Raw genomic sequence first — 11983 nt, forward strand, 5'->3', positions numbered from 1 at the left:
GAGTTTTTAAGGAGTTGGTTTAAATGGAAGTAAATGAAAAAACCTCCATGTTAGATGAAGTCAAAAGCTCATTTCAATCAAGTTCAGATTTTAAATATAAGAAATATTCAGTTGGGGAAATTACTCTTCATTTATGTTATTTAGATACTATGATTGATTCAGAAGTTATTCAAACCCATATACTAGAACGTGTTCTTTCAAAAGATGATTCAGATCGAATAAAAACAACTATTTTGGATACTGAAGATGCAAATACACTTGATGAATGTAATCAGTTTATTCTTTCTGGTAACGTCATTGTTTTTAATGAAAATAATAAGAACAAAGCAAAGTCATATTCTGCACCTAGTAATAATAGTGATCGTTCAATATCAGAAACAGTTTCTGAAAACATCACATTAGGAGCTCATGATAGCTTTGTTGAGAGTCTAAACATCAATTCAACTTTAATTCGAAAAAGATTACGTACGAAAGAATTAATCATCAAAAATATAAAAGTTGGCAAAAAATATCCTGTGTCGATTTCCATTTTTTATTTAAACGATATAACACCTCAAACAATGATTGAAACACTTGAACAAAAATTAAAAGAGCTAGAGTCAAATGGAAAAGTTGAACCTGAGCGAATGATTGAATCTGTACATATTCAAAATATTATCGAAGAGTATCCCTCTTCTCCATTTCCACAAGTAATGTACACTGAAAGACCCGACCGAACAGTTCGTCATCTATTATCAGGTAAACCTGCAATTATGATTGATAATGATCCTAGTGCCTTATTATTTCCTTATGATCTTTATGGTTATTTTCGTAGTGTAGACGATTTTAATTTCCGATGGCTTTTTGGAGTGTTTTATTATTGTTTAAGAATATTTGCTTTTTGGATTGCTGTATTATTACCTTCAATTTATATTGCGGTGACAACTTATCATTCGAATATTTTACCAATTTCTATTTTTTATACTTTAAAACTATCAATTGAAAATGTCCCACTTCCACCAATAATTGAAGCCTTTTCGATGATGATTATTTTAGAGCTTTTGAAGGAAGCTGCTTTAAGACTTCCGAATCCGATTGGGTCTACAATCGGTACCGTTGGAGCGATTGTCTTAGGGACCTCTATTGTACAAACGAATTTAATTTCAAATTCTATGGTTGTTATCATTGCGTTCACAGCCGTTGCATCATTCTCACTTCCATCAAAGGAAATGTCGATTACTTCAAGAATTATGGGAATACCTCTATTAATCCTTTCATCAATTTTTGGATTTATTGGTATTACCTTAGGCATCTTTATGATTTTTGCTCACCTATCAAAAATTAGAGCATTTAGTTACCGTTATGTAGAAAATCCAGGTTTCTCAGAATTTGTTTTGCTAAAAAATAGGAGGGGAAAGCAACATGATCAATAATAAACACCTTTTCTATTTAATTATATTTACACAATTTGGTGTTGCCATTACAAGCTTTCCTAATGTTATTTATAAAAAAGCTGGACATGATGGTTGGATTTCGACTCTTATTGCTGGTTTGATCGTTCAAATTTTAATTTTACTTTATTATAGTTTATATAAAAATTTTCCAAACAAAAGCTTTACTGACTATACAAAACTAATCACGAATCCGTTTATTGGAACTTGTATTAATATTTGTTATTTCATCTATTTTTTGTATGTAGTGCTAATTGTATCTTTGAGATTTACTGATATTATCACGATATGGATTTTTCCAAAGAGCCCTTCTTGGCTTATACTCATTTTATTTTTATTTACAGCATATTTTGTCGCGAAAGAGGACATCCAAACAATTGCTAGAACATATGTACTCTGTACTTTTATCTTTCTGATTTTTATCTTATTTCTTCTATCTGCTTATACTAATGTTCATATAGGTAGAATATTACCAATTGGTCAAAATCCAATAAAAAGTATTAGCTCTGGTGCATATTCTTCATTTATTCAAATGTTAGGTTTTGAAATCTTTTTATTTTTATCACCAAGCTTTAAAGATACAAAAAAGAAATTATTCACTTTATCGTTCGCAAATTTTTTTACGACAATTATGTATACATTTATTATTTTCACATCGTTTATCCGATTAAGTAACAAAGAAAATAGTTATATCATAGATCCAATCCTGTATATATTTAAAACCTTTCAATCAAAAATGATTGACAGTCTAGATACACTATTTTTAAGTTTATGGACAATTGTAATTTGTGCAACAGTAGTTAACTATATTTATATCGTTAGTGAAGATGTACATAAACGCTTATCTCTAATTGTAAAAAGTAGGAAAAGTATTTTAATTTTTATTATTCTAATCATATTTGCCTTTTATCCCTTGATTTCATTACAAGTGATAAGAAGAGAAACACTCACTAACTTTGGAAGTTATTTGGACCCAATCTTTATTATCATCATTCCATTCCTATTGTTCCTTATTCATAAAGTTAGGGGGCTACTAAATTGATTCGTAAATCATTAATCTTTTTTTGTTTATTTTCATTACTTTTATTAACCACAGGTTGTTGGGACACAAGAGCAATTACTGATAAATCTTTAATCAATGGAATTAGTTTTGACTTAGATCAAGATAAGAGAATTGAAATTAGTGCATTAATTTTAGATATTATTGGTAAAGGTGCTGGCGTTTTCGACTTTCAAAACGAAACTGTTAATTCTATAAAAGATTCTGTATCTCAAGCTGGGATGAATATTCAGTCTTTTTTACCTGGAGATATAACGACATCCAAAACTAGAATAATACTTTTGGGTGAAGACTTCTCAAAAACAGAGTTTATTCATCTTTTAAGTACTTTTAAACGAAGACCTTTTTCAAATCTAAACGTTCCAGTCGCCATAACAAATAAACAACCTGCAAAAAAAGTTTTAGAATTAAAAACAGTTGGATCGAAACCTTTATCATTTATTTTAAGAGACACAATTGATCAATCTGTAACCACTTCAATTACACAAAAAATTGAGCTATATAATATATTCACGTATTCTTCTGAAAAGGTTGACTTCACTTTACCAATTATAGATATTACACCAAAAGATCGAGTAGAAGTGATTGGTTCAGGCCTACTTCATAATGGAAGTTATACAGGTCATTTCATCCCTTCAGAACAATCTCCACTTCTTTTAATGATGATGGGGAAATACGGAAATACCGGCAATTTTATTACAAAGCTTCCAAAAAAATATAAAGAACCCTATAATACGATTTCCTATGAAATTATTCGACCTAGTAGAAAATTAAAAGTTTCTACCACTAAAAATAAGATTGATGTAAATTTAAAATTGAAAGTTAAAGTCAGAATAGACGAGTCGACGACCATTAAAATGTTAGATGAACATAAATTTTGGGCATTTATCCGAGATGATTTGAATAAAAGAGTTAAAAACGTGATTGACGAAATTCAGCTTGCCAATAGTGATGTACTGGGGATTGGACAACATTTAAGGGAACATAAGCCAGAAGAGTGGAAAAAACTAAATTGGGAAAAAGAATATCCAACAATTAAAATTAAACCAAAAGTGATTGTAACCATATTAAGTACAGGGGCGATTGGAAAAGAGTCTCAGATTGAAGATTAAAAAAAAGATAGTGTAGTCAGTTGTGACCTGCCTTCACTATCTTTTTTAAATACTATTATTAAACTGTTTTTTTAATTTCTCAATAAATTCTCTTGCCAATGGTGATAAATTTTTCGATGCTAAATGAATCAACCAAAAGTCAACGTCAAAAGTAGCTTCTTCCTTTAAAGGAATGATTTTAATGTCTTCACTTATAACCATTGGACGATTCCGTATCGAAAATTCATGTAAATACAAAATTGCTTGGCTCTCTTTTACTAACTCAAAAAGCAAGCTGCTTCTATTTGATTTAAGAACAACATTCTTTGAATTCATTTTTGATATTTTTTGTAGTGTTTTATAGTCCGAGTTTTTATACATAACTATTTTGGAATTTGTTAAATCGCTAGGAGCAACTGAATCATATGTATAAAAAGGTGATTTCTTTCCAACTGCAATACACATATGTCCTTTATGTAAATGTTGAAATTCAATGAATTTTTCCTTTTTTAATTCTTCAAGTGTAGCAGGAATAAGAGCAAAATCGTAATCTTGTTTTATAAAATTTTGAATAATATCAGCTGGGTTTTCTTCAACTACTTCAAATGAAACCTCATTTTGTTCCTCATTAAACTCTACCATTGTTTCTTGAAGAAGATAAGTAAAGGTAGGCGCTGTTAAAATCTTCAAATGAGAATTACTTTTACTTTTAATATCATGAATTTCTTTATTAAGGTCTTTAATGGTACTTAATAATGTAATTGCCTTTGCTATGACTATTTGTCCTTCAAAAGTTGGTATTACACCTTGTTTTGATCGGTTAAAAATTTTTATTCCAAGCTCATTTTCTAACTGAGTAATTGATTGACTCATGCCAGAAGGTGATATAAATAATTTTTCTGCAGCTTTTGTAATTGATCTTTCTTTAGCTGCGTAAACAATATGTTCCATCTGATCGAAATTCATGTTACACCACTCTCTTTGTAGAACAGATATATTAATTTTATCTTATTTTCGAATTAAATGCATCATTCTTAGTATTAGCTATATGTAATCTAACATACTTATTGATACAGAATAAAAATTTAAAAGAGAAGCCAAATGAGCGGCTTCTCTTTTTTTGATATTATTTTAAACCCAATTGAGTTAAAACATCATCAAGTGTGACACCTTTATATGATGTCTTAGCCTTAGGTGGATTTGGAACTGTACTATTTTGTAAACCGAAGTTTTTAACTATATAATCCATATCTTTTTTGTTTATTACACCATCGAAGTTCAGCTCTCATTAAATCTTTGTTCGATTCCACTACAAACCACCTATGTAATAATATTATTGAAAAAAAAGAGCATGACGTAAATTGGGGAAATTTGAAAGTTCTTCTTTCATACTAAAGACTTAACTTTCTTTTCTTTCATTGAAACACATGTCGTAAATACAAATTTATTGTAGAAATATTAGTTTTTTTAATAGATAATCACATTCACTTTACATAATTTGTAGTTTTTTGTAATTAAAAACCACTTGAAGTTGGGGGAAAATTATCGTTTACAATAATAAGTTGATTCATTAAAGTTAATATTTATTTTAAAAATTTTCGAAATACTACATTTGGACTATAAGAGATCTTAGAGCCTAGTAAGTAAGAATGCAGAAACGTTAAAAAAATTTAATAAAACTTAATTTTTGATGACTAGAATACTATAAAAAACTCAAATCCTTGGATTACTTGGACTTGAGCAGAGCTTCTATTTTCATTGATTTTTTTCAACACAGTTTCCTTTGTAAGGAACACATATTTTTTCATTTGGACAAAAACCAGGATTTTTAAAACATAATGCATTAGTATATACCGGATCGAGTCTACTGATTGTATTAAAATAGCACCCAATATAATGATTACGAGCTATACTATTTAATTGAAAAGAAACCGGATACTTATTATTTACATGTTGATAGTATAAACCTTTAGCCGTAAATGGTGGAGGATATGCTTCTGCTGGTAGAGTAGGAATGATGTCATGGACATTGAAAATACGTACACTGTTCCATACTATCTGATTAAATCGATAAGCAAACTCAGGGTCTGCCACACGAGGGCTACCAAAGGTATAAACAGAAGGATTCTCAAAATCAGTGTTCACCGCAATATCAAAAGAGGATAAGACAGCCAATGCTCCTCCTAAACTATAACCTGTTATTAAAAGTTTTTTATTCGGTGAAAGTTTCATTAATTCTCTAATCATTTCATTTCTAGCGGATTGATAAATACATGTAAATCCTCGATGAGTTTTCCCAACATTTTCAACAAAAGGGTAATCTACTTGATACAAGTCTTGATCTGATTCGTTATCTTTAAATGAGTCTGTACCCCTAAAAGCGATAACGATTTCATTTTTTGATTCTGCAAGAAACCCAAATGGCTCAGCCTCAGGCTCTTCAACTCCTGCAAATGCATAAATTATATGGCGAAGTTCAAATCCTCTAGGTAAGATAATTTCACCTTTTTCATTTTCTATAAGCTGATTGGACTGATAGCACATTGCAGCAAGTAATATTGCGTCCTTACTATTAAAAATATTCTCAACTCGTGAGTTATTCATCATTAACTACCACCTTTTTTAATACAAGGCTTTGGACAGTTACAAGTTCGCTGAAATGGAAAACATATTTCTGAATTTGGACAAAAACCAGGGTTTCTTAAGCATAATTCCGTAGAATAATTAGGATTCAATTTACTTAAATTTTTAAAATAGCACCCAATTCCATCATTTCGAGGCGTATCATTCAACTGGAAGGAAATTGGATACTTTGTATTCACATGTTGATAATATATTCCTTCTTCTGTAAATGGTGGGGGATAAAATTTTTCTGGGAAAGTTGGAAAAGAATCATGAATATTTACGATTCTTTTACTTTTTTTCACTTCCTTATTAAATTGATAAACAAAATCAGGATCACCTACTCGAGGACTGCCATAAGTATAAATGGAGGCATTCTTAAATTTTGAATTCACTTCAATATCTAATGCAGCTAATATTGCCAACGCTCCACCATAGTTATGGCCAGTGATAAAAAGCTTTTTGTTCTTAGAAAGTTTGTTTAATTCTTTAAATAATTTGTTTCTCATAGATTGATAAATACATGTAAAACCCCGAGAAGTTTTACCACTATTTTCAACAAATGGATAATCTACTTGAAGGATGTCATACGCTGCAATAAGGTCTGCAGGATAAGAAGCGTACCCTCTAAACGCGACAATTATCTGCTCCTTTGATTCAGCAATAAAACCAAATACCTCATTTGAAGGATTCTCTACGTTTACATCAGCATAAATAATATATTTTAGCTCGTAGCCTTTTGGTAAAGTAATTGTTCCATTAAAGAAGAGTAAATACGTTTGATAGCTGAATGCAGCAAGTAATATAGCCTCTTCACTATTCAAAATATGCCTTTTTCCTGAGAGATTCATATTTTTACACCCTCTACTATAATTTGTCTAAACAGTATACGGGGCAACGAAAATAGATCCTAGCCCTTTTCCAGATTTATTCACATTTATCTTTACTTTCATAGATGCAATTTAGGTGCTAATGCAAAACTCCACACTTGTTGATTTAAATTTTTTGATTTTTGAGATGAGGTTTTCGAATTATGATCTTCCATTCTAATTGATCATCTCCCATAGCTAACCTAATTTATTTTTTGTAAAAAAATAAAGGAACCATACAGCATGATTTTGCTCATCTTTTGCTGCTCTATTAAAAGCATTTTTTATGAATTGATTTGATGTTTCATCTGAAATGCTTAAGTAAAAGTCAACTGTTTCTTGCTCATCCTTTAGTGCAAACTCCAAACCTTCAATATAAGTATCAGGACAATTTTCAGATACTTTAGCCTGTGGATGTCTACCTGTTAAGCTAGTATAAATTGAGACAAATTGGTTGTAATGTTTAATTTCATCCTCCTTTATTTCCAAAATTATTTTGCGTTCATTTTTATTCTTTGTCATATCCGCTAATTTTGTATAGCAACTAATTGCTGAATATTCACCATTTATCGCTTTTTCAATGTCATTAATTAATTTTTGATTTCTAAACAAACCACCATAATCTTGATAATAATTCATAACATCACCCTTTTTATTTAAATTAATTAGGTAAAGTTATATTTTTATAAATTTATACCTCGTATATTGTATGACTCATTCCTAGATATTAAGAATATTTTTTAAATGATGACGAATCCATAATAAGCAAATTTCAAACTATTTACGTAAACTCATAGAAATAAAAAAGAGCCTATAAAAGACTCTATTTTTCTCTATCTTAAATTATTTTATTGATTCAATTTGAATTGCAGCTTGAAAGGTATGTGACGTTATTTGTTTTGCTAAGTCCTCTCCAAGTATTTCTACATAGCGCTTATACAAGTTTTTCCAACATATTTTAATATCTTCTTGGATCGCTATTCCTTTATCAGTTAGATTAACTAATGTTAATTTCCCTTCACTTTTTCGCTCCACAAGTTTTTTGACTTCTAATTTATCTACAAATCTTGTTGTAGTTGAAGGCGCAATGTGCAAAATATTACTTAAATCTGTTTGAGTAATACTTGGTTGTTCATAAACAGCCATTAATAAAAATGCGTAAGTTGGAGAAATGCCAAGTGGAGCAAATTCCTCTTCTGCCATCTTATTCATTAATCTGGCCAAATGATTAGCAGTAAAGTATAAACAATTACTAAAATATTGTTCCATTTGCTCAGCTCCTGAATTCTCTTGTTTGTATATACAACTTACAAAATAAAACAATGTTTTGTCAATAAGTTCTTAAAACAAATGTTAACAGCATTTTATATTTAACGATTTCCACGTAAATTCGGATTTGTAATATATGAAGCTAACTCTTCAGCACTTTCTTGAAGTTTCTCATCTGTTAAATTCATAACTCCCTGTAGTAAAAATGTAGGTAAAAAGTGCATTCCACATAAGTTTGCAGTAGCTTGTAATGGTCGAGTTAATTCACTCATCGAGTAATGATTATATCCACCTGCTTGATATGCAAGTGCAGGTCCACCTGTCGAGATCGCAAGTATTAATTCTTTTCCTCGCAGTTTAGTACCTTCAGATCCGTAAGCAAATCCATAGCTTAACACAGAATCTTGCCATTGTTTTAATAATGCAGGCGTACTATACCAGTATAGCGGGAACTGAAATACAATTCGATCATGATCTAATAATAATTTTTGTTCTTTTTCTACATCAATTTCAAAATTTGGATAGCTTGCATATATGTTTTGAATTGTAACATCCTCTTGTTGAAGACGATTCATCCATGCCTTATTAACTTTTGATTGTTCGATATTTGGATGTGCAACGATAACTAAAGTTTTCATATAAATTCTCCTTTGTGTTTTCACTTGTTTGTACATACAAATATAAGTGTATTTAATAAATTTAGCAAGTATTTAATCAGTTACTTCAATGCTTCAATAAGTAAAATTAAAAAAGCATGAAATTTTAATAATTTCATGCTTTTTTACTATTTCCTCAAATGATATGGAACCGTTGTTATGACGACATCTTTCTGACTAATCAACCAAAGTCGAAGTAAAAGTGCCGTTTGATTATGTAGCAGATTATGCCACCATTTTTTTGGAATAAATTGTGGAATCACAATTTGAACGTGACTATTAGGTGAGTTTCCTTCTATTAATTTAATGAATCTTGAAAGTGGTGCAAGTACTGAACGATACGGGCTTTTTAGAACGACTAAGCGACATGGATTACCCCATTCTTCCCATTTTTCTTCCATTCTCTCAATTGATTCATCGTCAAATCCAACATAAACAGCTATCGGTTCTGTTGCAATACCTTTTGCAAATGATAATGTATTATGAACAACTCGATGTGTTCCTGAAACTAATACAACAGTTATGACTTTATTTGCTTCCGGTTTGAAAGAACTTAAATCAATACGTAATTCACTTGCTACATTTTGATAATGTTTATATATTGCTAAAGAAAAGAAAATAATTGTTGGAATTACGACTAAAACAACCCAAGCTCCATCTATAAATTTAGTAACTGCAAATATAACAGTAACAACAGATGTTACGATTAAACCTATAATATTTACTGCTAATTTGACTTGCCAATTCGGTCCTTTTACTCGTTTCCATCTTCTCGTTAAACCTAATTGAGCAATTGTAAAAGATAAAAACACACCAATTGCGTAAAGTGGAATAAGTGCATTTGTATGAGCTTGGAATGCAATGATTAATATACTAGCTGCTGCGGCAAGCGCAATAATTCCATTTGAGTAACCTAAACGATCTCCTCTGTTTGTAAATCCTCTAGGTAAAAAACCATCAGCCGCAACAATCGCTGCTAACTGAGAAAATCCTGTAAAAGTTGAATTTGCTGCTAATATTAAGATGATAAATGTAAACCATATAATGACTTGATAAAGTATCCCGTGACCAAAATACACCTTTATTAATTGAGATAACATCGTATCATTTGGATTAGGTGAAATTCCGTTCACATATAAATGATATGCAAAGCCTAAAAGTGTAATTGAAGTTATAACTCCTAGTGCTATATATGTTTTAATTGCATTTTTTTGACGAGGTTCTCTAAAAACTGGTACTGCATTTGAAATAGTTTCAATACCTGTTAAAGCTGAACATGCAGAACTAAATGCTTTTAAGACAAGTAATATACTTAATCCTTGTGGAACTGTACCAAATGTAGGTGTATGATGCTGTACAAATCCATTTTGGAATTCATCAAAGAATCCAGTAAAAATCAAAAGTAACATACAAACCATAAAGCCAAATGTTGGCCACGCAAATATTTTAGCTGATTCAGCAACCCCACGAAGATTTACAACTAATAATAAAAATACACAAAAAATAGCTAAAACCGTTTCATAAGGTGCAACAGCTGGGTATGCAGATGACACAGCTTCAAGAGCAGCAGAAACTGATACGGCTACAGTTAAAATATAATCAACTAATAGCGAACTCGAAGCAACTAGTGAAACCCAACGAGGTTTGAAATTGTCTTTTGCAATTGCATAAGCCCCACCACCACTAGGATAAGCTAATATCCCCATAATATAAGAAAGAATTAGAATCCCCAGTAAAAGAACGGTTGCTATTGTAATCGGTATGATATACCAGTGTGCTTTTGCCCCGAGACCTATTAGCTCTGTCATTCCTGCCTCTGGTCCATAGGAAACAGACGAATACAAATCTGCTGCAAGTATAGGTAAGGCAATAAACCAAATTAACTTATTATGCTGAGCATGTATTTCTGCAGTTCTCATTGGCCTACCAATAAATACACGTTTAACACTGTTAAAATTTGCAACTGAGTAATAAATTCCAAAAATTGCTAAAATAAAAAGTCCAAGTTCTATATAATCGGACGGATGATGCATGAATTTCTCCCCTTTTCTTTAAAAAAGCATACAAAAAAACACTAAGCTTTACTTAGTGTTTGCAAACAAGACTAAATAAACCCCCTTCTTTAAATGCTTACGAGGTTAGCTGTCGGATTCGGGATTAAAGAATACCCCTACCTTTACAAAAAGGATTCACCCCAATAAAGAAATGGTTCCCCCGCTCTTTTTAAGATTAAGCAACTATGGTTATGAATTAGAAAAATATAGAATTTAAATGTAAATATATAACTTCAAGATAAATTTGTAAAGAGACTTTTTTAAAATTTACAATAGAATTTTTGAAACTCAAAATAAGAGTAACCCTAATCCCGCTATTATTAGCGTACTTGATTCCAAACGATTTGTTGTGACTTACCCGTAGCTAAAGAATTCGTTAATACGTTTTGCACTTCTGTTTGATTAAACGTAGAGATTTTTTTATTAGCTTCTGACATATTTGTTTCGTAACCCGTCAATAAAATAGATAATCCACATCCAACTACTAAAGTTAAAATTTCTTTTTTCATTTTGTATTCTCCTCTCGATTATTTTCAAATAAAAAAACCATGACCAATGGCCGTGGTTTGACGTTCGTTTTTTAACGTAAGACCAACTTTTAGAACTTTCGCGACTAATTATCGCACTTGATTCCATACGATCTCTTGTGCTTTATCAACTGCTAAAGTATTTGTTAACACGTTTTGTACCTCAGTTTGATTAAACATAGAGATCTTTTTATTAACTTCTGACTTATTCGTTTCGTACCCTGTCAGTAAAATAGAAAATCCACATCCAACTACTAAAGATAAGATTGCTTTTTTCATTTTGATTTCTCCTTTCGTAATTTTTACATATAAAAAACCATGACCAATGGCCGTGGTTTGACGTTCGTTTTTAAACGTAAGACCAACTTTATCATGATAAAAATCAGTCGTCAAATGGTGCTTTTT

Annotated in this window: 12 protein-coding genes and 1 riboswitch; of the genes, 3 read left to right on the top strand and 9 right to left on the bottom strand. The window is 30.8% G+C overall.

Annotated elements, in window-relative coordinates; all coding sequences use genetic code 11:
* Nucleotides 1–23: 23 nt before the first annotated feature.
* The 3 genes from EP747_RS08380 to EP747_RS08390 are packed head-to-tail and all read left to right on the top strand — an operon-like array spanning nucleotide 24 to nucleotide 3602.
* The gene (locus EP747_RS08380; protein WP_129689463.1) at nucleotides 24–1412 is read left to right on the top strand and encodes a spore germination protein; all 1389 of its coding nucleotides are present in this window, start codon (nucleotides 24–26) and stop codon (nucleotides 1410–1412) included.
* Complete coding sequence (locus EP747_RS08385; RefSeq protein ID WP_129689464.1) at nucleotides 1402–2472, top strand: GerAB/ArcD/ProY family transporter; 1071 nt, start codon at nucleotides 1402–1404, stop codon at nucleotides 2470–2472. The genes EP747_RS08380 and EP747_RS08385 overlap by 11 nt, the downstream gene beginning before the upstream one ends.
* On the top strand, nucleotides 2469–3602 hold the full coding sequence (locus EP747_RS08390; RefSeq protein WP_129689465.1) for a Ger(x)C family spore germination protein: 1134 nt from the start codon (nucleotides 2469–2471) through the stop codon (nucleotides 3600–3602). The genes EP747_RS08385 and EP747_RS08390 overlap by 4 nt, the downstream gene beginning before the upstream one ends.
* Before the next feature lie 45 nt (nucleotides 3603–3647).
* On the opposite strand, the gene EP747_RS08395 is transcribed toward EP747_RS08390, so the two are convergent.
* The 9 genes from EP747_RS08395 to EP747_RS08435 all read right to left on the bottom strand — a co-directional run bounded on the left by EP747_RS08395 (nucleotide 3648) and on the right by EP747_RS08435 (nucleotide 11857).
* The gene (locus EP747_RS08395) at nucleotides 3648–4547 is read right to left on the bottom strand and encodes a LysR family transcriptional regulator (RefSeq protein WP_129689466.1); all 900 of its coding nucleotides are present in this window, start codon (nucleotides 4545–4547) and stop codon (nucleotides 3648–3650) included.
* Between the two features lie 789 nt (nucleotides 4548–5336).
* The gene (locus EP747_RS08400) at nucleotides 5337–6185 is read right to left on the bottom strand and encodes a lipase family protein (RefSeq protein WP_129689560.1); all 849 of its coding nucleotides are present in this window, start codon (nucleotides 6183–6185) and stop codon (nucleotides 5337–5339) included.
* Between the two features lie 2 nt (nucleotides 6186–6187).
* Nucleotides 6188–7054: a lipase family protein gene (locus EP747_RS08405; RefSeq protein ID WP_129689467.1), complete on the bottom strand. Its 867-nt coding sequence runs from the start codon at nucleotides 7052–7054 to the stop codon at nucleotides 6188–6190.
* 216 nt (nucleotides 7055–7270) lie between these two features.
* Nucleotides 7271–7711 (bottom strand): ferritin family protein, encoded by a 441-nt coding sequence (locus EP747_RS08410; RefSeq protein ID WP_129689468.1) that lies wholly within the window; start codon nucleotides 7709–7711, stop codon nucleotides 7271–7273.
* A gap of 204 nt (nucleotides 7712–7915) precedes the next feature.
* On the bottom strand, nucleotides 7916–8341 hold the full coding sequence (locus tag EP747_RS08415) for a MarR family winged helix-turn-helix transcriptional regulator (protein WP_129689469.1): 426 nt from the start codon (nucleotides 8339–8341) through the stop codon (nucleotides 7916–7918).
* Nucleotides 8342–8442: 101 nt separating this feature from the next.
* The gene (locus tag EP747_RS08420; RefSeq protein ID WP_129689470.1) at nucleotides 8443–8979 is read right to left on the bottom strand and encodes an NAD(P)H-dependent oxidoreductase; all 537 of its coding nucleotides are present in this window, start codon (nucleotides 8977–8979) and stop codon (nucleotides 8443–8445) included.
* Between the two features lie 146 nt (nucleotides 8980–9125).
* Entirely contained in the window at nucleotides 9126–11030 is a 1905-nt protein-coding gene (locus tag EP747_RS08425) for an APC family permease (RefSeq protein ID WP_129689471.1), read from the bottom strand.
* A 78-nt stretch (nucleotides 11031–11108) separates the two neighbouring features.
* A riboswitch (cyclic di-AMP (ydaO/yuaA leader) is annotated at nucleotides 11109–11243 on the bottom strand.
* Between the two features lie 128 nt (nucleotides 11244–11371).
* Nucleotides 11372–11560 carry a hypothetical protein gene (locus EP747_RS08430; protein ID WP_129689472.1) on the bottom strand — a complete coding sequence of 63 codons (189 nt, stop codon included), beginning with the start codon at nucleotides 11558–11560 and terminating at the stop codon, nucleotides 11372–11374.
* A gap of 108 nt (nucleotides 11561–11668) precedes the next feature.
* The gene (locus EP747_RS08435; protein ID WP_056473887.1) at nucleotides 11669–11857 is read right to left on the bottom strand and encodes a hypothetical protein; all 189 of its coding nucleotides are present in this window, start codon (nucleotides 11855–11857) and stop codon (nucleotides 11669–11671) included.
* Nucleotides 11858–11983: the final 126 nt, after the last annotated feature.

Origin of the sequence: Gottfriedia acidiceleris (assembly GCF_004138285.1) — a bacterium.
Taxonomy (GTDB): Bacteria; Bacillota; Bacilli; order Bacillales; family Bacillaceae_G; genus Gottfriedia; species Gottfriedia acidiceleris_A.